Below are 25,979 nucleotides of genomic sequence, written 5' to 3' on the forward strand. Positions count from 1 at the left end.
CCAGGCTTGGCGGTGCCAGGCTTGGCGGTGCCAGGCTTGGCGGTGGCACTTCTTCCCCACGCCGATCCGTCGCCATTAAGCCCGTCGGCGGCGCTTCTTCCCCGCGCCAATGCGTCGTCACCAAGTCTGTCGGCGGCACTTCTTTCCCGCGCCAATGCGCTGTCACCAAATTCGCGAGCGTTGTCGGTGGCGTGGCTGGGTTTGATGCGACAGCCGCGCGGACGTCCGCGTCCGGGTGGCCGGCCAGCCGCGTGAGCAGGTCACTGTCCGTGGTGAAGAACGCCAACTCGGTCACCACCTCGGCGTCGTCGCCCGCCACCAGCAGCAGATTCGCCTCATCCGGCAGCTGAGGGCAGGCCGCCAGCGTCACTCTGCGCTTCACATCCGGATCGCGGGCGAAGGCGACGGCCCACTCGTCGCGGCCACGTCCCTCTTCGATCAACACCATTGCGGCGTACGGCCGGGTCACCGGATCCACGTCATCCGCATTCAGCAACCCGCGCCGAGCGAGCACCGTCGCGACTTCGTCGGAGCGTCCCGCCAACGTCCGGACCTGCGCACTGTCCAGATCGTCCCGTTCCGCCAGGCAGAGTGCGAGGTCGTCGTCGGCCTCCGCGATCAGGCGCTCCACCAGCCAGACCGGAAGCGCCGGATTCTCCGCCAGGGCCTGCCGCAGCTCCCGATCCCTCATGCCGATGAATGATCGTGGCCCCGAACCCGCCGGTAAAGTCCATTTCCATGCCGGACGTGATCGCCCAGTGGGTGCGGGTCTCGTGGACAAAACAGTCACGGGGCGCCCCGGCATCCACCCGCCGAAACTCGCTACCGACCGTCTTCCCCCTGCCCGACCTGCACGGTCCTCTCCCGCACGGCTCTCTTTCGCACGGCCTTATCCCGCACGGCGCTATCCCGGACGGCCCTCTTTCGCACGGCCCTATCCCGGACGGCCCTATCCCGGACGGCCCTATCCCGGACGGCCCTCTTTCGCGGGGCTCTCTCCCGGGCGGGCCTCTCCCGCACGGTTCTCTCCTGCGTGGCCTTCTCCTGCACGAGATCGACATGCGCGAGTGGCAGGATTTTGCGCCTCGGGTCTCGATCACAGGTGATCCCGAGCAGGATTGGTTGCACGAATCCGGCGGCTCCTTGCATGTGAGGCTGGTCCCGGCTTCCGGCGGAAATCCGGCCCGCTGGTACCGCCGGGAAACCGTCCAACTGCCCCCGGGCCGGTGGATGCGGTGGCGCGTCAACTACCGGTTCAGTTCCCGATGGTCGGATGACGGGTTCTACCGCTTCGACACCCTGAATCTTGCGTACCGGACGACGGGTTTCACCGGCCCGCCCGCTCACGATCTCGACGAACGGGCCCGACTGCCCTGAGTCAGCCCAGCGGTTTCACCCAGCGGGACCACTCGCCCTGCGGGTGGTAGCCGCGCGCCGCCCAGATTCCGTGCGCCACCGTGTTGCCGTCGAGGACCATGGCGTCCACCCGCGTACCGCCGAAGGATCTGAATCGCTCTTCGGCCGCCGCGACCAGCCGCCCACCGATGCCCGCACGCCTACGCTGCGGCGCCACCGCCAGCCGATAGAGGTGACAGCGCCACCCGTCCCACCCGGCAATGATCGTGCCGACGATCTCCGAACCGTCCACAGCCAGAATCAACGCCGCCGGATCCCGTCGATACAAAGCCCGGATCGCATCATCCGTATCCACAGGCCGGCTGTCGTTCTCCGCAGCCACCCGCCAGAACTCCAGCACAGCCGGCAGTTCCGCCTCCACCGCAGCCCGCAAGATCAAGTCACCCATGGCGCCAGCCTAGGATCGGCAGCCCGCCGGGCTCTCCCCATTTTCCAGCCACCGCCCGCTCTCCCCCGCACCTCCGCGACTCCGTCAACGATCCCGACCCACCGTTGCGCGACGGTCCCATTCACCCTGCCCTTCGCCAGGCCGGATGCCACCGCTGCCAGGCAGACCAGGCAAAATCGCCAGGCCCCACGAGCACGAGCGCCGCAGGCACGGCAGACATCGTTACCGCCGCCAACACTCGACAACCCCGCTCCCCCACCCTGCGGTGGCGCTGGCGTTCGCCGGCAAGCCGGAGATCGTCTCCCTGAACGAGCCAACGACGTGCCAGGCCGGGTGCCACCGTTGCCCGGCAGACCACGATCACCACGAACACCGTTACGGCCGCCAACAATCAACGAACTCGCTCGCCGCTCTTTTGCCAGGTTGGGTGTTGCGGTTGCGCGGTAAGCGTGGCGGCGACTCCGCCGTTGACGCCGGATCAGCGCAGGTTGAGGCCTCCGTCGAGGAGGATGACCTCGCCGGTCAAGTAGGAGTGGCTGATCAACATCGCGATCAGGTCGGCTACGTCGGACGGCTGGGCGGCTCGGCGCATCGGGCTGGTGGTTCGCCAGAGCTCCTGGGTCGCGGTCCAGTCGGCGGTCATCGGGGTGTCGACCAGGCCGGGAGCTACCGCGTTCACCCGGACGTCCGGCCCGAGGGCGGCGGCCAGCAGTTTCGTCACGTGGTTGAGTGCGGCTTTGCTCGCGGCGTAGGCGATCGAACTCCCCTTCGGCCGCACCCCCGCATGACTCGTCACGTTGACGACGCACCCGCCGGACTCGCGCAGAGCAGGCAACGCCGCGGTACATAACAACCAGGGCGCGATCAGGTTCACATCAAGGAGCCGCCGCCAATCCCCAGCGGTGAGCCCGTCGAGTTCGGCATGCGGAACCGGCCAACTGATCCCCGCGTTGTTGACCAGCACATCAAGTCGCCCATGCCGGTCGAGCACCGCCGGGACCAGCCCCGACGCCGCATCGTCATCCCCGAGATCCGCCTGATGGTAGGAACCACCGATCTCCTCGGCCAGCGCTTCCCCGGCTTCCCTACTGGACCGCGAATGCACGGCGACGGTCATCCCGTCCGCGGCCAGCCGCCGGGCGGTAGCCGCCCCGATCCCCGAAACCGACCCCGTGACCAGCGCGACTCTCCCCACCTCCACACCCTAGATCCCCTGGGTTCCGTCTCACCCGGCCAGCGAGACGACCACCCCGATGATCTCCTTGGCGATCCCCACCACGCCGCCGACGAGCCCGACCCAGACGGCGATGTTCTGCGGACTCCACCGTCCCGACGAGTCACGCGCTCCGGCCGGAGCCGAGGCTGACTCGCGGGACGGAGGGAAACCGGCTCCGGCGAGAGGGCGGCCTCCCCCGAGGAGGGGGCGGTGCGACAGGAAGGAACGACGTTCCCAGCGGAAGGCGCGGTGCCAGCGGAAGGCACGGAGCCAGAGCCGAGGAAGCGCCGGCCGCGGCCAGGGTGCGGAGCACGTCGTACTCCCAGCTGCCGATTCCGAACAGCGTCGTCCCGGTGGCGACCAGTGTGGTGGCTGCCAGCAGGCCGAACGCCCCGGCCGGGCCAGCGAGCTGGAATCCTCCACCGAAGGCGACCGTCAGCAGCCCGGCGACGGCAGCGGCCAGGCAGGCCCAGGGCACCTCGGGCGTCCAGGCGCCGGGCATCGGATAGCGGGCGTACTCCCACAGCCGGATCCCGGATCCCGCCACGAACACCGGTGCGCCCGCGCATCGCAGCGTCACCTCGCCGAACCCGGACGCCCCCACCAGGATCGCGCCCGCCAGACCCAGCACGACGAGCGCCGCGACGATCCCGGGCGCGTCCCGGAGGGGCGGCAGCAGGGCGAGGCAGGCGACCACGGCCGCCGCGCTCCATCGAACCCGCCACGTCATCAATCCAGAGTGGCCCAGGTCACTTCCAATCCCGTATCCCCTGTTCGTCCCGGGGTGGCGGTATCCCCATCAACTTTATGGCACAAAGTTCTTTGACTTTGTGTTTTAAAGTAGACGCATGGCATCGACGGAGCACGAATCGACATTCGACGACCCGGTGCAGGCGCTCCGCCTCATCGAGGACGAACGCACCAACACCCGGCGGCAGGTGACGCCCGATCCCCGATTGATGTACTGGCCATGGGGCCTCACCTGGCTGATCAGTTTCGGACTGTCCTTTCTGCGCTACGGTCCGGACGGCCGCATCCTGGTGTCCATGCCGGAGTGGGTGCCACTGACCGCCCTGACCGTCCTGCTGGCCGCGGCCGGGATCTTCACCGGCATCGTCGGCGGCCGATCGGCTCGGCACATCGAGGGCCCGTCCAGCCGCCAGGGAATGATGTACGGGATCTCCTGGTCCGCCGGCTTCACCGCCCTGGCGATCATTTTCAGCCGGGTCAGCGACGGCCTGCCGGACTCCGCGCTGAGCCTGCTCTGGGGCGGCGGCATGGTCGCCCTGGTCGGCGTCCTCTACCTGGCGGGCGCCGCGGTCTGGGACGACCGGGACATGTTCGTGCTGGGCGCCTGGATCAGCCTGACCAACATCGCCGGTGTCATCTGTGGGCCGGGCTGGCACGCACTGGTGGTGGCGGTGGCCGGCGGCGGCGGCCTGCTGGTCGCCGGCCTGGTCGGATGGCTGCAGCGCCGATGACGAGGCCGGGAGAGCACCGGGCGGCACGGTCCCGGCCCAGAGAAGTGGCGGTGGAGCGGTGACGATGGTGGAGGGCGAACTGCCGGAGCTGGACCCGGTGATCCACGCCCAGGCACGACTGCGGGTCGTGGTGGCGTTGTCCCAGCTCGGTCCCGGGGACCGGATCGCGTTTCCGCGGCTTCAGGAGATCTTGCGGATGACCCCGGGCAACCTCTCGGTGCACCTGCGCAAACTCGAGGACGCCGGCTACGTCGAGGTCGCCAAGACCCACCGCGGGCGTACCCCGGCCACCCTCACGCATCTGACGGCGAAGGGGCGGCTGGCGTTCGAGGAGTACGTGAGCACGCTGAAAACCATGATCGAACCGGGAGGCGGCGAGTCATGATCCATGCCCTGGCGGAGCGGATCACCAAGCGTTTCGGTGACGCCATCGCCGTGGAGGCGGTCGATCTCGAGGTGCGGGCCGGGGAGGTCGTCGGCCTGCTCGGCCCGCACGGCGCGGGCAAGAGGTCTGCTCACCGGCAGTCGCCGGCCGTCCGCGGGCCGGGTCGAGTTATGCGGCGACGACCCCCGCGATCCACGGTCCCGGCGCACGCTGGGGGTGGCACCGCAGGAGACGGGTCTGCCCGCCTCGCTGCGCGTCGGCGAGGTCGTTGATTTCGTACGTGCACACTTCCCGTCCCCGATGAAAAGAGCCGACCTGCTGGAGCGTTTCGGCCTGCCCGACCTGTCCCACAAACAAACCGGCGGCCTCTCCGGCGGGCAGAAGCGCCGTCTGGCGGTGGCTCTGGCGTTCGCCGGCAACCCGGAGATCGTCTTCCTGGACGAGCCGACGACGGGACTGGACGTGGAGGCGCGACTACCCGTTCGATCTCCCTTCGGCCCTCACCCTGTTGGGCTGAACGATCCTTTTCGGACTACTCGCGACCTGGGCGTATCGGCGGGACGAGGGTCGCCGGTTCGGATAGAACGTTGACAGTTCGGGCCGGGCGCTGGCGTTCGGGTGCGACCATCCGAACATGAACGTTGCATCGCCCGGCGTGCCCAACTGGATAGATCTGGCGACCGCCGACCTCGATGACGCGATCCGTTTCTACACCGCCATGTTCGGCTGGACCGCCGAGATCTCCGGTGACGATCTGGGTGGTTACACCACGTTCCTGTTGAACGGGCTGCCCGCGGCCGGCGCGGGCCCGCTCTTCGGGGAGGGCCAGGTCACCGCCTGGAGCACGTATTTCGCGGCGTCCGACGCCGACGCGGTGGCGGCCCGGGTCGAGGCGGCGTACGGCAAGGTGCTGGTGCCGCCGTTCGACGTGGGCGATCAGGGCCGGATGGCGGCGTTCCTGGATCCGGCCGGCGCGCCGTTCAGCGTCTGGGAGCCGGGGACGATGCGCGGCGCCGAGGTGGTGAACATCCCGGGCGCTCTGACCTGGAGCGAGCTGAACACCCGCGATCTGGAGGGTGCGGCCAACTTCTACCACGCGGTGTTCGGCTGGCAGTTCCGCAGCACCCGGATCGACGGCCTGCCGTACCTGCTCGCCGAATTGAACCAGGCCCCGGTCGCGGGTATCCAGTTGATGGCCGGCGGCGACTGGCCGGACGATCTGCCGGCACACTGGCAGGTCCATTTCGCGGTCGGCGACTGTGACGGTGCGGTCGGTCACGCGCTCGGGCTGGGCGGCCGGCTCGTCCGCCCGCCGGCGAACATTCCCGGCGCCCGGTTCGCGGTTCTGGCCGATCCGCAGGGCGGGACGTTCGCAATACTGCACAAACATCGATAGAAGTCGTTGTCCACACCGTGAAGAATCGTTGATCGTCAATCAAAGTTTACTCCCTAGCGTTCTCGGCAAGCGTCCAGATCGGACGCCGGGACCATGGAGGAACCCTTGATGCGACCCGTCTCCCGGAGTGCCGCCGTCCTCGTCGGCACCGGACTCGCCCTCTCCCTGACCACACCCGCGTTCGCCTCACCGGCGACCGGCGAGGTCCACTACGCCGACAGCGCCACCGCCGTCGCCGGCTCCTACGTCGTCACGCTGAAGACCGACGTCGACCGCCCGCTCGCCGACAAGATCACCAAGCGGTACGGCGGCACCGTCTCCCGGGTCTTCGGCCACGCCGTCGAGGGCTGGAGCGCGAAACTGACCGCGAAGCAGGCGGCCCGGCTCGCCGCCGACCCGGCGGTGGCCTCGGTCGAGGCGGACCAGGTCGTCCGGATCGCCGACACCCAGAGCAACGCGCCGTGGGGACTGGACCGGATCGACCAGCGGGCGCTGCCGCTGAGCACCACCTACACCTACGGCGCGAGCAGCGGCGTCACGGTCTACGTGGTGGACACCGGCATCACCGTGGGGCACACCCAGTTCGGCGGGCGGGCGTCGTACGGCTACGACGCCGTGGACAACGACAACGTGGCCCAGGACGGCAACGGGCACGGCACCTTCGTGGCGGGCGTGGCGGTCGGCAGCACCTACGGGGTCGCCAAGAGCGCGAACGTCGTCGGTGTCCGGGTTCTGGACAACAACGGATCGGGCACCACCGCCGGAGTCATCGCCGGCATCGACTGGGTGACCGCCAACGCGACCCCCGGACGCTCGGTCGGCAACCTGAGCCTCGGCGGCGGCGCCAGCACCACCCTGGACGCCGCGGTCCGGCGGGCGATCACGGCGGGGATCCCGTTCACGATCGCGGCGGGCAACTCGGGGGTGAACGCGAGCAGCACCTCCCCGGCCCGCGTCACCGAGGCGCTGACCGTCGGCGCCACCGGCACCACCGACGCCAAGGCATCCTGGTCGAACTACGGCTCGGTGCTCGACCTGTTCGCCCCCGGCGTCTCGATCACCTCGGCGTGGAACACCGGCACCTCGGCCACCTACACCGGCAGCGGCACCTCGTTCTCGGCGCCGCACGTGGCCGGGGCGGTCGCGCTCTACCTGGCCGCCAACCCGGGCGCCTCGGTGGCCACGGTCAACGCGGCGATCGTGAACAACGCCACCACCGGCGTGGTCACCAGCGCCGGCTCCGGCTCACCGAACCGCCTGCTCTACACCCTGTGAGAACGGAGAGGCCGTCCCTGCCGGGGGCGGCCTCTCTACGACAGCAGCGTCGGGATCTTCTCGTACAGCTGAACCGTGAAGGTCATCATCTCGCGGAGCATCCAGTTGCCGGTCAACAACAGCACCCCGCCGATCGCCACCGCTTTCGGCACGAAGGAGAGCGTGGCCTCCTGGATCTGGGTCACCGACTGGAACAGCGAGATGACAAAACCCACGCCCAGCGCGGTCAGCAGGACCGGCGCCGCCAGCTTCGCGGCCACCGTCATCGACATGAAGGCGATCTCGATAACCGTGGCGTCCGACATGGCCATGACTCTCTCTTCGGACGCTCGCCGGTTTCCCTTAGCCGCGGATCGCCACCACCAGAGGGCCGTGGTCGCCGGGGACGATCCGGACCTTGACCCGGTAGTACGTGGCCAGGTTCGCCTCGGTCAGCACCTCGGCCGGGGTTCCGGCGGCGACCACCCGGCCGCCGGCCAGCAGGACCATCCGGTCGGCGTACTCCCCGGCGGTGGTCAGGTCGTGCATGGTCGCCAGCACGGTCAGCCCGCGGTCCGCACGCAGCCCGTCGACCAGCTCCAGGACCTCCTGCTGGTGGCCGATGTCGAGAGCGCTGGTCGGCTCGTCGAGCAGCAGGATCCGGGCACCCTGGGCGAGCGCGCGGGCCAGGAAGACCCGCTGCCGCTCACCGCCGGAGAGCGTGTCCAGGCGGCGCACGGCGAACGGCGTCAGGTCGAGCGCGGCGAGGGCTTCGTCGGCCGCCGCCAGGTCGGCCGCCGATTCACGACCCAGAGGCCTGATGTACGGGGTACGACCGAGCAGCACGTAGTCGAAGACCCGGACCGCGGGCGGGATCACCGGGGACTGCAGCACGACGGCGACCGTCCGGGCCCGTTCCCGCCGGTTCATCGCACTGATCGGGCGGCCGTGCCACCGGATCGTCCCGTCCGCCGGGAGCAGCCCGGCGATCGCCCGCAGCGCGGTGGACTTGCCGGCCCCGTTCGGCCCGATGACCGTCACCCACTCGCCGTCGGCCACGTCCAGGTCGACACCGTCGACGATGAGCGTCCCGTCCAGCCGCACGGTCAGCCCGTCGACCGCGATCGCGCTCACGCCTGTCCCGTCCGGCTCGTCCGCAACACCAGGATGAAGAACGGCGCGCCGAGGAACGCGGTGACCACCCCGATCGGGATCTCCGCGTCGCCGCCGGCGGTCCGGGCCAGCAGGTCGGTCAGCGCCAGGAAGGCCGCCCCGAACAGCACCGACAGCGGCAGCAGCGCCCGGTTGCCCGGCCCGGCCAGCAGTCGGAGGGTGTGCGGCACGATGATCCCGACAAAACCGATCAGCCCGGAGACGCTGACCGCCGCGGCGGTGCCGAGCGAGGCCGCGACGATCAGCAGGTACCGGCTGCGCTGCGGGTGCAGGCCCAGACTCGCCGCCTCGGCGTCACCGACGGTCAGCACGTCCAGCTGGCGTCGCTGCGACAGCACGATCAAACCCGTGATCAGCGCGTACGGCAGGACCACCAGCACGTCGTGCCACCCGGCCGTGGACAGTCGGCCGAGCAGCCACGAATACACCTCGCGCAACGATTCGACGTGCCGCTGCAGCAGGAACGTCTGCGCCGCGGACAGGAACGCCGACACCGCCACCCCGGCCAGGATCAGCGTGGCCGGTGACCGGTCCCGCCCACCGGCGGCGCCGAGCATCCAGGTCAGGGCCACCGCGCCGATCGCTCCGGCGAACGCGGCCGCCGGCACCCCGATCGGCAGCTCGGTCATCCCGTCGCCGGCGCGCAGCACGATGACCGCGGTCACCCCCAGGCCCGCGCCGCTGGCCACCCCGAGCAGGTGCGGGTCGGCCAGCGGATTGCGGAACGCGCCCTGGTAGGCGGCGCCGGCCAGGGCCAGCAGCGCGCCGACGAGCAGGCCCAGCACGACACGGGGCAGGCGGAGCTGCATCAGGATGTCGATCTCGCGCTCGGACAGGGCGCTGTCCAGGCGTACGCCGGGAACCAGGTTGAACATCTCCACCGCGACCCCGCCGGCCGGCAGCGGAACCGCGCCGAACGCCGAACCCAGGACCGCCGAACCCAGGACCGCCGCGACGCCGGCCGCCAGCCAGGCCGGTCGCAAACCGGCCGGCCGGCGTCGGGTCACGCGGGAACCTTGGCCACCGCGTCCGCGACCACCTGGACCAGATCGACGGTACGGGGGCCCCAGCGCGAGGCGATGTCGTCGTCGAGCGGGTAGATCTGCCCCTTGGCCACCGCCGTCACCGACGCCCAGCCGGCCCGCGCCTTCACCGTGCCGGCCGACTGCTGGCAGCACCTGGTGTCGGCCAGGAAGATCGTGTCCGGATTCGACTGGACCAGTGACTCCTGGGAGAGCTGCGGGTACCCGCCGAGCTTGCCGTCCGGATCGGCGGCGTCCGCCACGTTGGTCATGCCGAAGAGGCCGAAGACCGACCCGATGAACGTCTTCGAGGTCGCCGAGTAGAGGTCCGGCCCCAGCTCGTAGTAGTAGGTCAGCGGCGTGCTCCGGGCCGGCACCGCCTTGACGATCCGGTCGATGTCGGCGGCCATCCGCTCGGTCAGCGCACCGGCCTCGGACCGGTGCCCGGTGAGCATGCCCAGGTCGGTGATGCCCTGGTAGGTCTCGTCGAGATCGGCCGCGGCGGGCGACACGAAGACCGGAATCGACAGCTTGCCGAGCTGGGCCACGATGCCGTCGGCATCCCCGGAGACCACCACCAGGTCCGGGTCCTTCGCCGCGATCGCCTCGGCGTTCGGTTTGAAGCCGGACAGGTCGGTCTTCGGCGCGTCGGCCGGGAACGTGGACTGGTCGTCGACCGCGGTCACCTGCGGACCGGCGCCGATCGCGAAGAGCATCTCGGTGGCCGTCGGGCTCAGCGAGACGATCTTCGACGGCTGGGCGGCGAGGGTCACCGTGCCGACCGTGACCGGGTACGCCAGCCCGCCGCCCGACGGGGTGACGACCGGATCGGGCTCGTTGCCCGCACATCCGGTCAGGACCAGTGCGATAGCCGCGGCAGCGGCAGTGAGCAGGCGTTTCATCGTCCTCCTGTCGGTCTCGGCGCCGACCGGACCGCCGTGGTCACCGCCCGCGAGCGCCTCAGACGTCGGCGCGTCTCGGCTGCTCGACGATGTCGGCCGCGGCCACCCGGTCACCCTCGGCGGCGGCCACCTCGTCGCCGGCGAGCGCCGACCGGAGCCGGTCCTTCTCCGCCGACCGGCGGGCCGAGATCTCACCGAGTTGCTCGGCCATCTCGTCCCGCCAGCCGCGCAGCAGGATGAACGAGAGGCCGGACCCGGCGACGAACGCGACCATCGCCTTGACCAGGATGTTCAGCGGTGTCAGGAACAGCGCCAGGAAGACGACCAGGAACAGTCCGAGACGGCCGAGCGTGTACTTGACGGCGGGCTTCATTCGTTTCTCCCTCAGCCCGACCGATGGCTGAGCCACCGCAGGCCGTAGAACCAGATCAGGCAGTACACGACCGTACCGGTCAGGGCGCCGGAGCCGCCGCTGACCAACGCCGGAGCGACCCCGGCCACCACACCGGCCACCGACATCCCCATCGCGACTCCGAAACCGGCGGCCAGCACACTCACCATGATCCGGTGTGCGCCGAAGCCCTCGGCCCGGAACTCCTCGACGAACAACCACACCGGCAGGATCAGGATCAGCCAGCCGTTGGACTCGCCGAACTCGCCGAGCCCGGTCAGCCACATCACCGTCTCGAAGACCAGCAGCACCGCCGAGCCGGCCGCCAGCCCGGCGAACGCCGAACCCAGCAGGTCGCCGAAGGTCGCCAGCCGGCCCGTCGCGTCTTTGTTCAGCTGAGGCATCGACGTCACCGTCCGTGGGGTCTCAGGCCCAGATCTTCTGGGGCTCGCTCCGCCGCTCCGCCAGCGACGTCGCCTTCTCGTGCTCCTCTACCACCTGATAACGAGCGTCCCGCTCGACCGGCTGGAAACCGGCGTCCCAGATCAGGTGCAGCAGCTCGTCCCGGTCCTCCGGAAGCTCCTCGGCGCTCAGGTCGTCGGCACCGAAGTTCAACGCGAGCTGGGCGATCGGCAGCCCGTAGACATCCCATCGGCACGACAGGCGCGGAACGTCGAGCAGCAGACGGGTCACCGCGAAGATCTTCAGCAGCTCGGCCGGGGCGGCGCCGGTGACCCGTGGGGTTTCTTTCACCTTCAGTACGTGATCGAGCCAGTCCTGCGGCCCGGCGGTTTCCTCCGCGGGCCCGGCTGGTCCGAAGGTCACCCGGTCGCCGGTCAGCTGCGTGCGCTTGTGATGGGCCAGGCGGCCGAGCCAGGCGAGGTCGTCGGCGGCGTACAGCGCGACGCCGTCCGCACGGGTCAGTCGCTCACCCGCGTAGACCTTCGCTTCCAGCTCACGCTTCAACCCAGCATCCATAGGCACGAGGGTACGTCGCCTCCCTCGAGTGGCCTGCGGCACCGTTGAAGCGAATAATTCTCAGCGTGCTTTCACCTTGATTCAATCGACATCGGTACGGCGCTTGCGGTATGAACCTTTAGGGACGACTAGCGGCGGTCCGAACCGCCGCGGACGGGGAGCTCATGGCCAAGGGATCGCGGCACCGCACACCGCATCGCATGCGCCACCTCGCCCTGTCGGCGGCCGTGGCAGCGGCGATCGCCGCCCTCTTCCAGCCCGTTCCGGCGATGGCCGACCCGGGCATCGCGGTCGGCATCGCCACCGTTCCGAACTCGGGGTCACGCCCGGTCCAGACCGGTGAGCTGGTCCTGCCCGGCAGCCCGGCCACCCCCGCCACCAGCCCGGCGACGTCGACCCTGACCGTCCCCGGCGTCATCGCCAGCCCGGTGATCCAGAAAGTGGAGAAGGGCCGTGCCGAGATCGCCGCCCTCGGCGACCAGTTGATCCGCGTCGGCCAGGACCGCGATCTCGCCCAGACCCAGCTCACCACCGCGTCGCAGCGGGTCAGCGAGACCCAGCTGGCCCTCGCCCAGGCCCGCGAGCAGGTGAAAGCCGCCGCCGCCGAGACCATGCAGCTGGCCGCGGCGCTGCCGCCCGGCTCCCTCGACACCGGTCTGCTCGAGCTGGACGCGCTCGCCCGGGTCCAGCGCGGCGACACCGCGCCCTACGAGGCCAGCGCCCGCCGGGTGCTCGCCGCCGAGGACGCCGTCCGGGTCGCCGGCAGCGACCACGTCGCCGCCAACAACCGCTACACCAGCCTGCTCGCCCAGTGGACCGCCCTCAACACCGATCTGACCGCGAAGCAGGCGGCACAGAAGAAGTACGAGGACGACCACCGCGACGAGATCACCGCCGCCGAGAGCACCGCGACCGCCGCCGACCAGCAGGCCGGGCAGGACATCCTGGCCGGGTCGGACGCCGGGCGGGGCGCCGACCCGCGGGCCGTCCGGGCGCTCCAGTTCGCCCTGTCGCAGCGCGGCGATCCGTACGTGTGGTCCGAAGAGGGTCCGGACGCCTACGACTGCTCCGGCCTGATGTACGCCGCCTATCGCGGGGTCGGGTACCCGCTCGTCCGGGTCTCCCGCGACCAGTACTACCAGACCCGGGACCGGACCGTCTCGCGCTATTCGCTGCTCCCCGGCGACCTGCTGTTCTTCAGCTCCTCCAGCAGCTGGACCGGCATTCACCACGTCGCGATGTACGCGGGTGAGGGCATGATGGTCGAGGCCCCACGGACCGGCCTCAACGTGCGGCTCACGCCGGTCCGGTGGACCCGCCTGTTCGCGGCCACCCGGGTCTATGGATCGATCGAGGGCGAGACCGAGACGCCCGACCTGGGCTCCCCCGACCCCGACGAGCCGGTGCCGGCCACGACCAAGCCGTCGCCGTCGTCCTCACCGTCGAAGACCGGCAAGCCGTCGTCGTCGCCGTCGCCGTCCGGCTCGCCGTCGACGTCCCCGTCGAGCTCCAAGTCGCCGTCGTCCTCGCCGTCGAGTTCCAAGTCGCCGTCGTCCTCGCCCTCGCAGTCGCCGTCGTCCTCACCCTCGACATCCCCGTCGCCGTCGACCTCCACCGCGCCGTCACCGTCGCCCTCGCCGTCGGCTTCGGCGTCCCGGTCGCTGCAACCGGAGCCGACCGCCGACCCGACATCGGCGGCAGCGTCCACATCGGCCTCGAAATCCACCGGTTCATCGGCGTCCGGCGCGTCCTCGGCATCCGGCTCAGCGTCCGGAACGGCATCGAAGTCCGCTTCGTCCGCTAGCGCGTCGAGTGAAGATTAGTCCGGTAATCGGGTAATACGCACCCTAAAAATTGCCCCGAAAGGGCGAGTTGCGTATCGGACTGTCGTAGCGCGACAGGTGACGCTGATGCCGGGTGTGTTCACACCGGCTGATGTGGCACGGTTAAGGTCAGCGCCCGACGTCCGAGCGTCGGCAGCGGTGGTCGGGAGGACCCATGGACGAGCAGCACGCGACCAGGGACGGCGACATCGAGACGCCGCCCGCTGCGCGGCCGCCCGCAGACGACACCGAGGGGTACGCACCACCGCCCCCACCCGCACCGGGCGCCCTGTGGGGCGGCACCCCTCCCACCCCACCCACCTCGTCAGCAGCCGCAGCCCCGGCAGCCGCCAACGGCACAGCCGTGCCCACCGCCAAGGCCACCGCCTCAGACGCCGCCGCGCCCGTTCCCGGCGCGCCCGCATCCAAGAACGCCGACGCCGCTGGCAGTTCCGACACTGGCGCAAAACCCGCCAGCGCTGAAACAGCCGCACCCGTTTCCGGCGCGTCCGCGCCCAAGGCCGCTGACGCCGGCTCTGCCGCTGACACAAAGACCACCGGCGCTGAGGCTGCCGCACCCGTTTCTGATGTGCCCGCCTCCAAGCCTGCCGATACCGCCGGCGCCGCACCGAAAAACTCCGAGGCCGACAAGCCCACGCCCGACGACTCTCCGGCCTCCGACACCCCCGCCTCCACGGCCCCCGTGTCAGCAGCCCCGGTTTCCTCCGCCCAGGTCTCCGCGGCCCCCGTTTCCTCCGCCTCGGTCTCCGGCAGCCCGGTCTCGGCCGCTCCGGTCTCCAGCTCTCCGGCCGCCGGTTCCGCCAAGCCGGTCTCGGCAGCCCCGGTTTCCTCTGCCCCGGTCTCGGCAGCCCCGGTTTCCTCTGCCCCGGTCACCGCGGCTCCGGTTTCGGCCTCTCCGGGCGGTAGTTCCGCGCCCACTTCCGGAGCGCCGGTGCCCACCGTCTACGGCAAGGCGACCTCCACGCCGGCCTCAGCTGACGGGGTGAAGCCCGTCTCGGCCGCGCCCGTGGTCGGCTCCGCCAAGCCGGTCTCCGGGATCCCGACGTCGGCGGCCCCGGTTTCGGCAGCTCCGGGCTCCAGCTCTCCGGCCGCCGGTTCTGCCAAGCCGGTCTCGGCGGCCCCCGTGTCCGGCTCTTCCGCCGCGGGATCCGCCAAGCCGGTCTCCGCTTCACCTGCTGCGGGTTCCGCGGCGGTCGGTTCAGCGCGACCAGTCTCGGCGGCCCCGGTCGCTGGTTCCCCCTCATCCGGTCCCACGGTCGGCTCCGCACAACCGGTTTCGGCAGCGCCCGTCTCGGCGGTTCCGGTCTCCGGATCTGCTTCCGTGGGCACCGCACAACCGGTTTCGGCAGCGCCGGTCTCTGGGCCTGCCTCAGTGGGCACCGCGCAGCCGGTTTCGGCAGCGCCTGTTTCCGGGGCTGCCGGGCCGGGTTCGGCGGTGTCCGGTGGTGGGTCGTCCCGGCCTATTTCGGCTGTGCCCGGCTCTGGTGCGGCTCGGGCCTCGGTGCCCGGGGTGGCCAAACCTTCCGGTGGTGCGGTTCCCGCTGCCCGGACCGGTGGGCAGCCGACCGTCTACGGCTCGTCGCCTCGCCCGGACCGGCCGCAGAGCCTCGGTGACACCGGCGGCTCCAGCAACGGAAAGGCCGGCGTCCCACAGTCTGCCGCTCCCCAGTCGGGTGCGTCCAAGGCCAGCGAAGCCGCACCTCAGACGTCTGAGCCCTCCTCGCCCAAACCGAGTGCGCCCAAACCGGGTGTGCCCGTGCCGGGTGCGCCCGCGCCGGATGCGCCCGCGCCGGGTGGGCCCAAGCCTGGGCAGCCCTCGCCTTCTGAGCCTCAGCCCGGGCCCGGGGAGCCGCTTCCCACGCCGTCGCGACCCGCGCCGCCCAAGCCGACCGATCCTCGGCCTTCGCAGCCGGAGCCCGGTAAGCCGCCGGCTCCGATCCCGACGCCTTCGCCCGTCCCTGTTCCGGCTCCGCCGGCGCCGGGGCCGTCTCCCATTCCGCCGACGCCGACGCCGGGGCCCGGGCCCAATCCCGCGCCGCCCGGTCCGGGGCCGAGTCCGGTTCCACCGGGGCCCGGGCCGAGCCCGGTGCCGCCCGCACCGGGACCGAGCCCGATTCCGCCGGGGCCCGGACCGAACCCGATTCCGCCTGGTCCGGGGCCCAGCCCGGTGCCGCCCGGCCCGGGTCCGAGTCCGGTTCCGCCGGGGCCTGGGCCCAGTCCGGTGCCGCCAGGGCCGGGTGTGGTTCCGCCTCCGCAGATGATCGGGGGTGGCGGGAACGGGCTGCCCAGCTATACCCTGCCGCCCAGCGCTGCCTCGGCAGGCTTGCCACCGGCCCCACAGAGCGCCCCTCGCGGAACGCCTTATCGGGGCTTCCCGTCGTCGCCGGAGAACATCGAGATGACCCAGCCGGTCTCTGCCGGAAATCCCTTCCCATCCGGGTCGCCGTACCCGTCTCAGACTCCTTCCGGCACGCCCTACCTCGGGACGCAGTACCCGTCCTCGGGAGCAGGCGCGGGCGCGGGCGGAACCGCATATCCGTCCCAGGCTCCCACCACCCCGGTCAATCCCACGTCGGGTGGAGTGCCGCAGCAGCGTGGTCAGGTGGGTGGCACGGTCTACAGCACCGGTGGCTACCCGGCGATCGAGACGACGATGCCGGTCAACATCGACCCGGTGGAGAACTCGGGGTCGCTGACCGGGCACATCCTGGCGCAGGGCTGGTACGACGCGCCGACCGAACAGCGCCGCAGCAACCTGAAGGTGGTTGTCGCGATGCTGGTGGTGCTGGGGTTGCTCGTCACTGTGAGTCTGATCTTCGTCTTCACAGCGGGTGACGCCTTCACTGATTTCCTGGGCGGTCTGACGTAACTGTCGGACGTCCGTCAGTCGGTCGGGGCCTCGGCGTTTTGCTCGTCGGGGCCTCCGCCATTTAAGCTGGCGAGGTTGCGCTCCGGGGTGAGCGAGCCCACTACCCGGATGGAATGCGGGCGGCGGTCTCGACGTTGACCCGTACACTGATGGTAGTTATTGACGCGGCGTGCCCCCCGGGTGCACGCCACGGGCGTTCTTGCGGGCATTTCAGCGGGCGGTCGACTGTGACCGCGGCGGGCCATTCGCGAGCATGCGCCCCCGTAGAGAGGTTCTCTTGACCACTTTCGCTGATTCCAGCACGTTCCCGTCCGTCATCGACAACGGCAACACCCCCGACATCGAAGCCCCTGAGACGGCCGTCACCGAGACGTCCGACACTCCCGCGGCCCCCAGCTTCGCCGACCTCGGTCTCCCGGCCGAGATCGTCCGCGTGCTGAGCCGTGAGGGCATCACCACCCCGTTCGAGATCCAGGCCGCGACCGTGCCGGACGCGCTGGCCGGCCGGGATGTCCTGGGCCGCGGCCAGACCGGTTCGGGCAAGACGCTCGCCTTCGGCCTGCCGGTGCTGGCTCGTGTCTCCAAGGGTGGCCGGGCTCGCCCGCACTACCCGAAGGCTCTGATCCTGGTTCCGACCCGTGAGCTGGCGATGCAGGTCGCCGACTCGCTGATGCCGGTCGGCCGGGCCGTCGGCGTCTTCCTGAAGACCGCGGTCGGCGGGGTTCCCTACGACCGCCAGATGGACGCGCTGCGCCGCGGCGTCGAGGTGATCGTCGCCACTCCGGGTCGTCTCGGCGACCTGATCGAGCGGGGCGCCTGCCGCCTCGACGACGTCGAGGTCACCGTTCTCGACGAGGCCGACCAGATGGCCGACATGGGCTTCCTGCCCGAGGTCACCGACCTGCTGTCCAAGACTCCGGCGACCGCGCAGCGCCTGCTGTTCTCGGCCACTCTGGACGGTGACGTCGACACCCTGGTCAAGCGGTTCATGACCGACCCGGTGACGCACTCCACGGCTCCGGCCGAGGCCAGCGTGTCCACCATGGAACACCACATGCTGCTGATCCCGCCGGCCGACAAGTTCCCGATCACCTCGTGGATCGCGAACCGGGACGGCAAGACCATCGTCTTCGCCCGCACCCAGATGGGCGTCGACCGGCTGGTCGAGCAGCTCGCCGCGGTCGGTGTCCGGGCCGGTGCCCTGCACGGTGGCAAGACGCAGCGGGTCCGCACCCGCACGCTCGCCGAGTTCAAGGAAGGCCGGACGAACGTCCTGGTCGCGACGGACGTGGCGGCGCGCGGCATCCACGTCGACGGCATCTCTCTGGTCATGCACGTGGACCCGCCGAAGGACCCGAAGGACTACCTGCACCGCGCCGGTCGTACGGCACGGGCCGGCGAGTCCGGCTCGGTCGTGACGCTGGTTCTGCCGAAGCAGCGCCGCACCACCCAGGCGATGATGTCCAAGGCCGGCGTCAACCCGGGCGAGTTCCGCGTCCGTCTCGGCGACGAGAAGCTGGCCGAGGTCACCGGTGCGCGTGAGCCCAGTGGTATCCCGGTGGTGGAGGAGCCGGAGCCTCGTCGTGAGCGTTCCGGTGGCCGTGGCCGCTTCGGCGACCGTCCCCGTGGCGACCGCCCGCAGCGTTCGTACGGTGACCGGCCCCAGCGTGGCTACGGCGACCGCAACGAGCGTTCGTTCGGCGACCGCCCGCAGCGTTCCTACGGCGACCGCCCGCAGGGTTCGTACGGTGACCGCCCGCAGGGTGGCTACGGCGACCGTCCCCAGGGCGACCGCTCGTTCGGCGACCGGCCGCAGCGCTCCTACGGCGACCGCCCGCAGGGTTCGTACAGCGACCGGCCGCAGCGTTCCTACGGCGACCGCCCGCAGGGCGACCGTTCGTACGGTGACCGTCCGCAGGGTTCCTACGGCGACCGCCCTCAGGGCGACCGGCCGCAGGGCCAGGGTGACCGCTCGTTCGGTGACCGCCCGCAGCGCTCGTTCGGCGACCGTCCGCAGCGTTCCTTCGGTGACCGCCCGACCGGCCAGCGCCGGGACGGCCACAGCGCCGGCGGCGGCCAGCGTTCGTTCGGCGGCGGCGACCGTCGCGAGGGCCCGAGCGGCCGTCACGGCACCTCCCGCCCGGCCCGCAGCTACTGATCCACAGCACGGAGACGTAAGCACGCAGCAACACCAGTCGAAGGCGAAGCCCCGACCCGCGAGACAGCGGGCCGGGGCTTCGCCCGTTCCACCGAAAACACACCGACTTCCCCACGCAAAAACCCAAGCCGACGACGCAAGAAGAACGCCGCTTTCCGCGTACGCGTGACAAGAGCGCCGCCCGTCCGAGGTGACCACAGGGCGGGGCGCGACGGACGGTGGCAGCGCATGGCATCCACCTCGGGGGCGGAGACGGCGCACGGCATCCATCTCGGCGGACGGTGGCGGCGCATGGCCATCACGTCGACGGGCGGGGACGGCGCCCGGTGGCCACGGGGCGGGGTGACCACCGCTCCCGGGCCCGGCGGTCGCGGGTCGGTCCGGGGTGGCGTCCTGCCTTGCGGGGCCGCCACTGGACTCTGCCCACTCGTACCGGAAAAGGGAATTTGATCTTTGCAGTGAAAGAAGTGAAAGAAGTGAAAGGACCTACGGGAGCGGGTACGTTACCGGCATGGCGCTGGCGACCGCGTTGTTCTGGGAGCGTGACGACGTTCCCGGGGCGGAGCATGTTCTTTCCGGGGACGGTTTTGTTCGCGGCACGATGCTGACCGCCGCGCCGGTTCCGTTCGTCTGTCGCTATCAGGTGCTGACCGATCCTGGCGGGGTGACCGCGCGCGCCGAGGTCTCCACCGAGGGCGCCGGCTGGACCCGGACGGTGCGGCTGGAGCTGGCCGCGGGCCGCTGGCGGGTGACCGGTTCGGAGCAGGGTGATCTGGACGCGGCCCTGGTGGAAGCGGGGCATGCGCGCGCCGGGCAGCCGGGCTGTGCCGATCCTGATCTGTTGTACGGGGCGTTCGACGTGGATCTGGCCGGGTCGGCGCTGTTCACCGCGCTACCGATCAGGCGGCTGGGGCTGCGGGGCGCCGAGCCCGGGGTGTCGCATCGGATCAGTGTCGCGCTGGTTCTGGTGCCGAGCCTGGAGGTGGTGCAGGGGGATCAGATCTACACCCCGCTGGGCGGCGATCGGGTCCGGTTCGCGAGTGAGACCTTCAGCGCCGATCTGGAGTACGACGCCGACGGTTTTGTGGTCGATTATCCGGGGCTGGCGCGGCGGGTCACAGCTTCTGCTTGATCCAGCTCACGCACGCCTTGTCGACGGCGGCGAAGGGTTTTCCATAGACGGCCTGGGATGCCGCGTCCCGTTCCACTCCGCTGTGCAGCACCATTTGGACGAAGTTCAGCATCTTCGGTTCACCGTACTTCTCGGCCATGCAGGCGACCGCGAAGTGGCCGGTGGCGTAGAGCCTGGTGACGGCAAGGTCGTCGGATTTCTCGGTGAGCGACGGAACCGCGATGGTCTTCACCGCACGGCCCCGGGAGCGGACGAACCGCAGCGCGTCGCCGCTGTAGCCGTTCTGCGGTTTGCCGGGCTGGTAACCGATGTATTCGGCGACGCCCTCGGTCAGCCACTGGTCTTTCTCGGCGTCGCGATTGTGGTTGCCGTCGAGGGTGACGGAATGGCCGAGTTCGTGCTGGATGACCTCGGTGATGTAACGGTTTCCCTCCGGCATCACCTTGCTCGCTTTCACCACGATGTCGCTGCCGGTGTTGTTGAGTTGCAGGTGATAGGCGACCGACCAGGGTGGTGCCGCTCCGGCGTACCAGCTCTTCCACATCTTGTTGTCGGCCAAGTAGATCCGGTATTTGGCCCGCGGATTGTTCAGTTGCGCGGCGTAACGGTCGGCGACGGCGGCGGCCTTCTCGGCGAGCGGCAGGACCCGTTTGACGTTGGCGGCCTGCGACTTGGGGCCGGCCACGATGACCCGCTCGCCCGCGGCGACGGTCAGCGCGGTGTTCTCCCACGGGGCCGGCTGCAGGTAGTTGCTGACCCCGGAGTCGGCCATCCTGGTGATCACCCAGGAGCCGCCGCGGGACGTCCAGGTGATCTTGTGGATGATCTTCGGCGCCCCGCCGGTGGGGTCCAGCCGGTAGGCGGGGCAGGCGACGCCGCTGAAGCAGTAGGTGAGCCCGACCTTGCCGGTCAGCGTGGCGCCCTTCTCGGTCAGCTCGCCGTCGATGCCCATGTCGGCGGAGGTGAGGTCGAGCGCCCGCAGGTTCTTGAAGATCGTCCGGTAGCGCGGCTGCAGCTTCTTGTCGATCGGGGCGAGCCAGCCCGCCTCGTCGCCCTTGAGCAGCGCCAGCTTCTGGGCGTCGACCTGGCTGCTCACCTGCTCGAACGGGGTGAGTGCCCGGGACGGCTCCGGAGCCGGGGCGGACACCGAGGCGACCGGGGTCGCGACGGCCGCCTCCGCACCGTCCGGCCAGAGCCCGACGACACTGGCGGTCAGCACCGCGATCACCAGACCGGCAACCGGCACCAACGGCTTCTTCCGCGGCGGGCTCTCATCCATGATCGGGAATCTAACCACGCGGCCGATCCGGCTCACTATCCGATTTGCTGCTTGATCCAGCTCACACAAGCTTTATCGACGGTTTTGAACGGTTTGCCGAACGCGGCGCGGGCGGCCGGATCCAATCCCTGTCCCTTTCGCACCACCCGGGCGACGAAGTCGAGCATCTTCGGCTCGCCGTATTTCGCGGCCATGCACCCGACGGCGAAGTGCCCGGTGGCATAGAGGTTGCTGACGGTCGCCGAGTCCGCGTCGTCGGCGACCGGCGCCACCGCGATCGTCCGTGGGCCGCGGACGAAGTAGCGGCTGTCGGTGGCCTTCGGCTGGCGCGGCAGGTTGCCGATGTACTCGGCGATGCCCTCGACCAGCCACAACGGCCCGCCGCTCTGGTCCTTGTTGCCGTTCAGCGTCACACCGTGCGTCAGCTCGTGCTGGAGCAGCGCGGTGATCTCGGCGTCCGTCCCGGGCCGGACCAGCTCGGTGTGGACGACGGTGTCACTCCCGGTCCAGCCGATCAGCAGGTGGTAGGCGGCGGTCAGCTTCCCCGGGTCGGCCTTGCTGTACCAGCTGTTCCAGCTCTTCTTGTCGGCCAGATAGATCCGGTACCGGGGCTGCGGATTGCCCAGCTTCCCGGCGTACCGGTCGGCGACGACCGCGGCCTTCTCGGCGAGCGGGAGGAAGCGGTCCAGCTGCCCGGCCGTCGACGCCGGCGCGGCCAGGGTCACCCGCGGGCCCCGGACGATGCTCAGGGCCTTGTCCTCCCAGGGCGCCGGCTCCAGGCCGTTGGCGATGCCGGAGTCGGCGATCCCGGTGAGCTGGTACGCGCCGTCCCGCACGGTCCAGGTGAGCTTGTGGACGACGTCGGGCGCGCTGCCGTGATCCGCGGTCTGGCTGAGCATGCACTCGACGCCGTCGAAGCAGTAGCTGAGCCGGATCCGGACCACCATCGTGGTGCCGGTCATGTCCGGCTGATCGTCGAACTCCAGCTCCGCCTGGGTCAGGTCGAGTGCCCGCAGATTCCGGAAGATCGCCCGGTAACGGCCCTGGAGTTTGGCGTCGACCGGGGCGAGCCAGGCCTTCTCATCGCCGTCGACGAGCGCCTTTTCCTGCTTTTCCAGAATGAATCGGACTTTTTCCAGCGGGGTAGCCGACGCGGGTGGCGGGACGGACAAAGCCACGGCCGGGGCGGCTGCGGGCGTCGACGGCCGCAACAGGAAGGCTCCGGCCCCCACCGCGACCGCCAGCCCGCTGATCCACAATGCTCGTGCTCGAACCCCCATGGTGGAGGATCTAACCACGACCTTCTATCCAGGCCATCCACCGTTGTCGAGGAAATCGCGGATGACGCCCGCCGGGTTCGTGAGATCGAGCCCCTGGGCCTCCACCCACTCGTCCGAGTAGTAGGTGTCGGCGTACCGTTCGCCGCCGTCACAGATCAGCGTGATCACCGATCCGGTCCGCCCGGCGGCGAGCATCTCGGCGATCAGCCGGAACGATCCCCACAGGTTGGTGCCGGTCGACCCGCCGAGTCGCCGGCCCAGCACGGCCGAGCCGGCCCGCATGGCGGCCAGTGAGGCGGCGTCCGGCACGTGGATCATCCGGTCCACCACCGAGGGCTGGAAGGACGGCTCGACGCGGGGCCGGCCGATGCCCTCGATGCGGGAGCCGGTGCCGGTCGCGACCGTCCAGTCGCCGGCGAGATAAGCCTGCCAGAACGCGGACCCCTCGGGGTCGACAACGCAGACCTTGGTGTCCAGACGCTGGTACCGGGCGTACCGGCCGATGGTCGCGCTGGTCCCGCCGGTCCCGGCGCCCATCACGATCCACGCCGGTACGGGATGCCGCTCCCGGCTCATCTGGTGGTGGATCGACTCGGCGATGTTGTTGTTGCCACGCCAGTCGGTGGCCCGCTCGGCGTAGGTGAACTGGTCCATGAAGTGCCCGCCGAGCTCGGCCGCGAGCCGTCGCGCCTCCGGCACCACCTGGGTCGCGTCCGGCACCAGGTGACATCGGCCGCCCTGGAACTCGATCAGCGAGATCTTCTCCGGCGACGTGGCGGCCGGCATCACCGCGATGAACGGCAGGCCCAGCATCCGCGCGAAGTACGCCTCGCTGACCGCCGTGGATCCGGACGACGCCTCGACGACCGTGGTGCTCGGGCCGATCCAGCCGTTGCAGAGCGCGTAGAGGAACAGCGACCGGGCCAGCCGGTGCTTGAGGGAGCCGGTGGGGTGCGAGGACTCGTCCTTGAGGTACAGGTCGACACCCCACTCGGCGGGCAGCGGGAACGGCAGCAGGTGGGTGTCGGCGGACCGGTTGGCGTCGGCCTCGACCTGGCCGATGGCGGTGCGGGCCCAGTCCCGGGTGACGCGCTCGGTGCGCCCGAAGTCGGTGATCATGCCTGCCCCGGCTGCGGCCGGTTCTCCCACTTGGTGGAGAGCGCGATCGCGGTCCGGGTCGAGGCCACCCCGGGGGCCCGGTTGATCCGCACGATCAGCTGCTCCAACTCCGCGATCGTGCCCACCCGCACGGTCAGCTGGTAGGACTCGACGCCGGCCATGAAATAGCAACTCTCCACCTCGGGCATGGCCCGCACGGCGGCGAGCACGTCGTCGGTGTCGGCACCGGAGTCCTCGATGATGCCGATCAACGCGGTGACACCGAGCCCGACCGCTTCGTGGTCGACGTCGGCCCGGTATCCCCGGATGGTCCCGGCGGCTTCGAGCTTACCGACCCGCTCGTGCACGGCGGGGGCGGAGAGCCCGACCTTGCGGGCCAGTTCGGCGTACGACGACCGGGCGTTCTCTCGTAGCAGGTCGATCAGCCGGAGGTCGATGGAGTCCATGCTTGAAACCCTAATCGGGTGGCGCTCCCACCTTCACGCCCGGTAGCGACGAATGGGAGGCAGGATAATGACCACTGTCGCAATCGGGGCTTTTTCCGCATTTCACGGACTTGGTTCGGGGGCGGTGCTCTAATGGCTTTACGTCCCGATCGAGCATGCCGACACTCTCCGTGACCACCGGCCGCTCCAGATAACCGAACCGAGGAGGGGGTTGTGGACACTGGAGATCGTCTGCTGACACCGGGCGAGGTGGCCGCTTTGTTCCGCGTCGACCCCAAGACGGTCACGCGATGGGCCGCCGCAGGCCGTATCGGCAGCATCCGCACTCCGGGTGGACACCGCCGATTCCGTGAATCCGAAGTTCGCGCACTACTCGAAGGCGATGGTGTCATCGAGGAAATGCGCGAGGATGACGCCGCGAACAAGCCGAGGAACAACGGGCCGACCAATCCGGGGTCGGGTTACGGCCCGCCCAACGGACTCCGTTAGCCGTTCCTCTCGCCCAATTCACCGGTCCATCTGCGAAAAAGCGTGTGGGGTACGCCCAACGCGTCGAGCACCTTACCGGCCACGAAGTCGACCAGTTGTTGTGCGGTCGCGCCGGCTCCGGAACCATAAAATCCGGGGCTGGCCGGCAGCACCACGGCACCGGCATCGTGCAAGGCGATGAGGTGTTCCAGATGACTACGGGTGACCGGGGTTTCCCGGGGCACGACCACCGTGCGACGTCTTTCTTTCAGATTCACTTCGGCTGACCGCTGCAACAGGTCTTTCGACAAACCGATGGCTATTCCGGCGCACGCTGCCGTACTGGCCGGAACCACCACCATGCCGCGGGCCGGGTAGGAACCACTACTCGGACCCGCGGCGAGGTCGTTGGCGGGCCAGTAGGCCAGATCGCCGAGATCACGGCCGAGCCAGGCCGACACGTCGTCCTTCCAGTGCGCGTCCCGGACCGTCGCACCGGTCTCGTCCAGCAGGGTGAGCCGGGCCGCCCGGGAGATCACCAGGTCGACCGCCTCACCGGCGTCAAAAAGGCCGGTCAGGACCGCTTTCGCGTACGGGGTGCCGGACGCCCCGGAGACACCGACGATCCATGGTTCACGCATGTGGTCAAGTGTGCCGCTACTTCGGCGTGAACCCGGCCGACGTGGGGAACGCCTCTTCCAGCGGATACCAGCCGTCGTCGCTCTCCAGGTCCGCCGCCACCACCGTCGAGTCGAAGATCTTCCGGATCTCGGCAGGCGGCAGATCCGACCCGCTGACGTACAGATAACGGTTGCCGAGCAGCGACCTCCCGCAACCGCCGTCGCCCGGCCCGGTGGATCCGGGCGGTGGTCCGGTCCCGGGACACCTCGAAGGCCTCGGCGATCTCGTACCCGCCGGTCCGGTAGCCGTGGAACGCGAAGGCCACGCCGGAGACGCTCGGCGAAGGAGCCGGACCGTCGGGGAGCACGTCCTCGACCCCGTACCGGGGCGGCGGCGCGCCGGTCTCGGCCTCGTTCAGCAGATCAGGCAGCGACATGACGGGCCTCCCGCTCGGCCCGCTCAGGCCGAGGATCTGGCGGAGCGCGTCGAGACCGCGCGACGTGTAGACCTTGACGGTGCCTTCCGGGCACTTCAGCGCGGCCGCGGTCTGCTGCACGCTGAGCCCCTCCAGGAGCGCAGCACCAGCACCGCCCGCTGCTTGGCCGGCATGGCCGAGAGTACCGCGTCCTCAGCCAGTCGGCAGTCGCCACAGGTGAGGTACGCGAGCCCCCGGAACGCCTCCATCCGCGCCGCGGCGAACTCGCGGAACTCGGCCTCACTATCGCTCACGCGCGTCAGACGGAGATCGAGGCCGATCGGGT

Annotated in this window: 29 protein-coding genes; 11 read left to right on the forward strand and 18 right to left on the reverse strand. The window is 70.1% G+C overall.

Annotated elements, in window-relative coordinates:
• Positions 1 to 691: hypothetical protein (locus tag Aco03nite_RS33935; RefSeq protein ID WP_203802577.1), on the reverse strand; the 691-nt coding region annotated here is incomplete at its 3' end.
• Positions 692 to 1,059: 368 nt separating this feature from the next.
• Between Aco03nite_RS33935 and Aco03nite_RS33940 the strand changes: the two genes are divergently transcribed.
• On the forward strand, positions 1,060 to 1,377 hold the full coding sequence (locus Aco03nite_RS33940; RefSeq protein ID WP_203802580.1) for a hypothetical protein: 318 nt from the start codon (positions 1,060 to 1,062) through the stop codon (positions 1,375 to 1,377).
• Position 1,378: 1 nt separating this feature from the next.
• Here Aco03nite_RS33940 and Aco03nite_RS33945 read toward each other — a convergent pair whose 3' ends face one another.
• The 3 genes from Aco03nite_RS33945 to Aco03nite_RS33955 form a co-directional block, all read right to left on the reverse strand.
• On the reverse strand, positions 1,379 to 1,777 hold the full coding sequence (locus Aco03nite_RS33945) for a GNAT family N-acetyltransferase (protein WP_239145672.1): 399 nt from the start codon (positions 1,775 to 1,777) through the stop codon (positions 1,379 to 1,381).
• 505 nt (positions 1,778 to 2,282) lie between these two features.
• Positions 2,283 to 2,999 (reverse strand): SDR family NAD(P)-dependent oxidoreductase, encoded by a 717-nt coding sequence (locus tag Aco03nite_RS33950; RefSeq protein WP_239145673.1) that lies wholly within the window; start codon positions 2,997 to 2,999, stop codon positions 2,283 to 2,285.
• A gap of 142 nt (positions 3,000 to 3,141) precedes the next feature.
• Positions 3,142 to 3,750, reverse strand: coding sequence for a hypothetical protein (locus Aco03nite_RS33955; protein ID WP_203802605.1), 609 nt, complete (start codon positions 3,748 to 3,750; stop codon positions 3,142 to 3,144).
• A 118-nt stretch (positions 3,751 to 3,868) separates the two neighbouring features.
• Between Aco03nite_RS33955 and Aco03nite_RS33960 the strand changes: the two genes are divergently transcribed.
• From Aco03nite_RS33960 to Aco03nite_RS33980, 5 genes are all read left to right on the forward strand, one after another.
• Positions 3,869 to 4,501: a transporter gene (locus Aco03nite_RS33960; protein ID WP_203802608.1), complete on the forward strand. Its 633-nt coding sequence runs from the start codon at positions 3,869 to 3,871 to the stop codon at positions 4,499 to 4,501.
• A 64-nt stretch (positions 4,502 to 4,565) separates the two neighbouring features.
• Positions 4,566 to 4,886: a transcriptional regulator gene (locus Aco03nite_RS33965; RefSeq protein ID WP_203802839.1), complete on the forward strand. Its 321-nt coding sequence runs from the start codon at positions 4,566 to 4,568 to the stop codon at positions 4,884 to 4,886.
• A gap of 3 nt (positions 4,887 to 4,889) precedes the next feature.
• On the forward strand, positions 4,890 to 5,477 hold the full coding sequence (locus Aco03nite_RS33970) for an ATP-binding cassette domain-containing protein (RefSeq protein ID WP_239145674.1): 588 nt from the start codon (positions 4,890 to 4,892) through the stop codon (positions 5,475 to 5,477).
• A gap of 43 nt (positions 5,478 to 5,520) precedes the next feature.
• The gene (locus tag Aco03nite_RS33975) at positions 5,521 to 6,282 is read left to right on the forward strand and encodes a VOC family protein (protein ID WP_203802613.1); all 762 of its coding nucleotides are present in this window, start codon (positions 5,521 to 5,523) and stop codon (positions 6,280 to 6,282) included.
• Positions 6,283 to 6,390: 108 nt separating this feature from the next.
• Positions 6,391 to 7,557: a S8 family peptidase gene (locus tag Aco03nite_RS33980; protein ID WP_203802618.1), complete on the forward strand. Its 1,167-nt coding sequence runs from the start codon at positions 6,391 to 6,393 to the stop codon at positions 7,555 to 7,557.
• Between the two features lie 35 nt (positions 7,558 to 7,592).
• On the opposite strand, the gene fliQ is transcribed toward Aco03nite_RS33980, so the two are convergent.
• The 7 genes from fliQ to Aco03nite_RS34015 are packed head-to-tail and all read right to left on the reverse strand — an operon-like array spanning position 7,593 to position 12,002.
• Entirely contained in the window at positions 7,593 to 7,868 is a 276-nt protein-coding gene (gene fliQ / locus Aco03nite_RS33985; protein ID WP_239145675.1) for a flagellar biosynthesis protein FliQ, read from the reverse strand.
• A gap of 31 nt (positions 7,869 to 7,899) precedes the next feature.
• Positions 7,900 to 8,670 carry an ABC transporter ATP-binding protein gene (locus tag Aco03nite_RS33990; protein ID WP_203802623.1) on the reverse strand — a complete coding sequence of 257 codons (771 nt, stop codon included), beginning with the start codon at positions 8,668 to 8,670 and terminating at the stop codon, positions 7,900 to 7,902.
• Entirely contained in the window at positions 8,667 to 9,779 is a 1,113-nt protein-coding gene (locus Aco03nite_RS33995) for a FecCD family ABC transporter permease (protein ID WP_373872652.1), read from the reverse strand. Before Aco03nite_RS33995 ends, Aco03nite_RS33990 begins: the two co-directional genes overlap by 4 nt.
• Positions 9,713 to 10,633 carry an ABC transporter substrate-binding protein gene (locus Aco03nite_RS34000; protein WP_203802629.1) on the reverse strand — a complete coding sequence of 307 codons (921 nt, stop codon included), beginning with the start codon at positions 10,631 to 10,633 and terminating at the stop codon, positions 9,713 to 9,715. The genes Aco03nite_RS33995 and Aco03nite_RS34000 overlap by 67 nt, the downstream gene beginning before the upstream one ends.
• Before the next feature lie 58 nt (positions 10,634 to 10,691).
• Entirely contained in the window at positions 10,692 to 11,006 is a 315-nt protein-coding gene (locus Aco03nite_RS34005; protein WP_203802633.1) for a DUF4229 domain-containing protein, read from the reverse strand.
• Between the two features lie 11 nt (positions 11,007 to 11,017).
• Positions 11,018 to 11,428: a hypothetical protein gene (locus Aco03nite_RS34010; RefSeq protein ID WP_203802638.1), complete on the reverse strand. Its 411-nt coding sequence runs from the start codon at positions 11,426 to 11,428 to the stop codon at positions 11,018 to 11,020.
• A 22-nt stretch (positions 11,429 to 11,450) separates the two neighbouring features.
• Positions 11,451 to 12,002 (reverse strand): hypothetical protein, encoded by a 552-nt coding sequence (locus tag Aco03nite_RS34015; RefSeq protein WP_203802642.1) that lies wholly within the window; start codon positions 12,000 to 12,002, stop codon positions 11,451 to 11,453.
• A 200-nt stretch (positions 12,003 to 12,202) separates the two neighbouring features.
• Here Aco03nite_RS34015 and Aco03nite_RS34020 point away from each other — a divergent pair, with 200 nt between their 5' ends.
• The 4 genes from Aco03nite_RS34020 to Aco03nite_RS34035 all read left to right on the forward strand — a co-directional run bounded on the left by Aco03nite_RS34020 (position 12,203) and on the right by Aco03nite_RS34035 (position 20,005).
• Positions 12,203 to 13,825 (forward strand): C40 family peptidase, encoded by a 1,623-nt coding sequence (locus Aco03nite_RS34020; protein ID WP_239145676.1) that lies wholly within the window; start codon positions 12,203 to 12,205, stop codon positions 13,823 to 13,825.
• 2,623 nt (positions 13,826 to 16,448) lie between these two features.
• On the forward strand, positions 16,449 to 16,715 hold the full coding sequence (locus tag Aco03nite_RS34025) for a hypothetical protein (RefSeq protein WP_203802655.1): 267 nt from the start codon (positions 16,449 to 16,451) through the stop codon (positions 16,713 to 16,715).
• A 277-nt stretch (positions 16,716 to 16,992) separates the two neighbouring features.
• Positions 16,993 to 18,873: a DEAD/DEAH box helicase gene (locus Aco03nite_RS34030; protein WP_239145677.1), complete on the forward strand. Its 1,881-nt coding sequence runs from the start codon at positions 16,993 to 16,995 to the stop codon at positions 18,871 to 18,873.
• A 511-nt stretch (positions 18,874 to 19,384) separates the two neighbouring features.
• Positions 19,385 to 20,005 carry a putative glycolipid-binding domain-containing protein gene (locus tag Aco03nite_RS34035; RefSeq protein WP_203802682.1) on the forward strand — a complete coding sequence of 207 codons (621 nt, stop codon included), beginning with the start codon at positions 19,385 to 19,387 and terminating at the stop codon, positions 20,003 to 20,005.
• Here the strand turns inward: Aco03nite_RS34035 and Aco03nite_RS34040 are convergent.
• The 4 genes from Aco03nite_RS34040 to Aco03nite_RS34055 are packed head-to-tail and all read right to left on the reverse strand — an operon-like array spanning position 19,989 to position 24,129.
• Entirely contained in the window at positions 19,989 to 21,284 is a 1,296-nt protein-coding gene (locus tag Aco03nite_RS34040) for a hypothetical protein (protein WP_203802685.1), read from the reverse strand. The genes Aco03nite_RS34035 and Aco03nite_RS34040 overlap by 17 nt on opposite strands.
• 35 nt (positions 21,285 to 21,319) lie before the next feature.
• Entirely contained in the window at positions 21,320 to 22,564 is a 1,245-nt protein-coding gene (locus tag Aco03nite_RS34045; protein ID WP_203802688.1) for a gluzincin family metallopeptidase, read from the reverse strand.
• A gap of 24 nt (positions 22,565 to 22,588) precedes the next feature.
• Entirely contained in the window at positions 22,589 to 23,683 is a 1,095-nt protein-coding gene (cds1, locus tag Aco03nite_RS34050; RefSeq protein ID WP_203802691.1) for an L-cysteine desulfhydrase Cds1, read from the reverse strand.
• Positions 23,680 to 24,129: an Lrp/AsnC family transcriptional regulator gene (locus Aco03nite_RS34055; RefSeq protein ID WP_203802694.1), complete on the reverse strand. Its 450-nt coding sequence runs from the start codon at positions 24,127 to 24,129 to the stop codon at positions 23,680 to 23,682. The genes cds1 and Aco03nite_RS34055 overlap by 4 nt, the downstream gene beginning before the upstream one ends.
• Positions 24,130 to 24,342: 213 nt before the next feature.
• Here Aco03nite_RS34055 and Aco03nite_RS34060 point away from each other — a divergent pair, with 213 nt between their 5' ends.
• Positions 24,343 to 24,618 (forward strand): BldC family transcriptional regulator, encoded by a 276-nt coding sequence (locus Aco03nite_RS34060; protein ID WP_203802697.1) that lies wholly within the window; start codon positions 24,343 to 24,345, stop codon positions 24,616 to 24,618.
• Here the strand turns inward: Aco03nite_RS34060 and Aco03nite_RS34065 are convergent.
• The 3 genes from Aco03nite_RS34065 to Aco03nite_RS34070 are packed head-to-tail and all read right to left on the reverse strand — an operon-like array spanning position 24,615 to position 25,947.
• On the reverse strand, positions 24,615 to 25,238 hold the full coding sequence (locus tag Aco03nite_RS34065; RefSeq protein WP_203802726.1) for a UbiX family flavin prenyltransferase: 624 nt from the start codon (positions 25,236 to 25,238) through the stop codon (positions 24,615 to 24,617). The two genes, Aco03nite_RS34060 and Aco03nite_RS34065, sit on opposite strands and share 4 nt — an antisense overlap.
• On the reverse strand, positions 25,172 to 25,774 hold the full coding sequence (locus Aco03nite_RS53360; protein WP_239145678.1) for a hypothetical protein: 603 nt from the start codon (positions 25,772 to 25,774) through the stop codon (positions 25,172 to 25,174). Before Aco03nite_RS53360 ends, Aco03nite_RS34065 begins: the two co-directional genes overlap by 67 nt.
• Positions 25,750 to 25,947, reverse strand: a complete 198-nt coding sequence (locus tag Aco03nite_RS34070) for a hypothetical protein (RefSeq protein ID WP_239145679.1) — start codon at positions 25,945 to 25,947, stop codon at positions 25,750 to 25,752. The genes Aco03nite_RS53360 and Aco03nite_RS34070 overlap by 25 nt, the downstream gene beginning before the upstream one ends.
• Between the last annotated feature and the right edge of the window lie 32 nt (positions 25,948 to 25,979).

Source organism: Actinoplanes couchii, from assembly GCF_016862075.1.
In the GTDB taxonomy this organism is placed as follows: Bacteria; Actinomycetota; Actinomycetes; order Mycobacteriales; family Micromonosporaceae; genus Actinoplanes; species Actinoplanes couchii.